General features: G+C 41.9%; 1 protein-coding gene and 1 pseudogene. Both read left to right on the forward strand.

What is annotated here, in order from left to right; translation table 11 throughout:
• Window positions 1-113: 113 nt before the first annotated feature.
• Window positions 114-1,307 carry an ArsB/NhaD family transporter gene (locus F6K20_RS38030; RefSeq protein WP_287298344.1) on the forward strand — a complete coding sequence of 398 codons (1,194 nt, stop codon included), beginning with the start codon at window positions 114-116 and terminating at the stop codon, window positions 1,305-1,307.
• A 78-nt stretch (window positions 1,308-1,385) separates the two neighbouring features.
• A pseudogene (locus tag F6K20_RS38035) lies at window positions 1,386-1,527 on the forward strand (Uma2 family endonuclease); the annotation flags it as partial.

Consider the following 1,527-nt stretch of genomic DNA (forward strand, 5'->3'; position numbering starts at 1 on the left):
ATTAAATTCGCCACGGGTCGCACCTCTGCATCGCTACTCCCTACGGTGCGCTTGACCCGTAATTAAATTCGCCACGGGTCGCACCGCTCCCTACTCCCTACTCCCTATTCCCTTTGCTATTCCAGAATATTCCCATAGTCTGGGCGAGAGTGGGAAACGCCACTTTCACCCTTATTTCTCTAATTATTCTTGCCCTAAGTTTAGGTCAAGCAGGTTGGTTTCGGTGGTTAGCGCTTCACATAGCTAATTGGGGATGTGGTCGTGGCCATTTGCTTTTCTCCTTAGTGATCCTAGTGGGGATGTTATTGAGCAATGTGTTTACTAACCTCGCCACGACCATAGTCTGGACAGCTGCTGTCATGGAAATTTTGCTGCTGCTTGGCTTTAGTGCCAAAGCTACTCTGGCATTTGTGTTTACTAGTGGTTTTATTACCGATGCCGCTAGCTTGCTACTGCCGATGAGTAATCCAGTCAATCTGATTTATGTTGACTATTTACAGATTTCCTGGTTGCGCTATGTGATGGTGATGTTGCCGGTAACCGTTGCCACAATAGCCACTAGTATCATCATTCTTTGGTTCTATTTTGAACCCCAAATCCCCCTGACCTATAACCTTGCCCGTCTACCACCACCTAATCGTGCGATTCGAGATTCCTTAATCTTTAAATTGAGTTTTCCTATTTTAGGACTACTCCTAATTGGCTACTTGTTGGCAAAAGTGCTAAATTTCCCCATTGCCTGGATTGCTGCTATGGCCGCTTTAGTGATGGTGGCATTAGCAGCACGTTCCTTTAACGGTCGGGCTAGTAGACTTAGTTATATCTTACCGCTAGCAGGTCAACTGCCATGGCGAATTATTTTACTTATCTTAGTCCTGTTTCTATTCAGCATCGGTTTGGACAATCTGGGCATAACTGCTCTGTTGAGCCAGCGGTTGGAAATCCTTTCTAATTGGGGACTCACCTTAGCAGCTAGTGGTAGTGGTTTCTTAGCCACATTTCTTGCTAGTGTACTCAATAATTTACCAACAGTACTGCTGAATGCTAAGGCAATTGAAAACATTACGGATATTGATCCAGCTGTAAAAGAAGTGATGATATACGGTAATTTAATTGGGTGCAACTTAGGAGCAAAAATTACTCCGTTAGGGAGTCTATCAACTCTACTTTGGTTGAATGTATTGGCTTTTAGAGGACTCCAAATCAGTTGGGTTTATTATATTCGCTTAAGTTTTATTCTTACCATGCCAGTTTTGTTTATCAGCTTGCTTAGTTTAGCAATTTGGTTACCCTGGCTGATTGCTTGATTATATTTATGTTCACATCTTAACTAAAAATGCTATAGACTATAAATAGTAATTCAATGGGGTTTGTGACCAATGACAATGATTACTCAAAACTCTCCAAATCAAAAATCAAAATTAGTGTCATTGGAAGCGTTTATAAAACTACCAGAAACCAAACCTGCTAGTGAGTATATTGATGGACAAATTGTTCAGAAACCAATGCCACAGGGAAAACACAGCA

Source organism: Moorena sp. SIO2C4 (assembly GCF_010672485.1).
Classification (GTDB): Bacteria; Cyanobacteriota; Cyanobacteriia; order Cyanobacteriales; family Coleofasciculaceae; genus Moorena; species Moorena producens.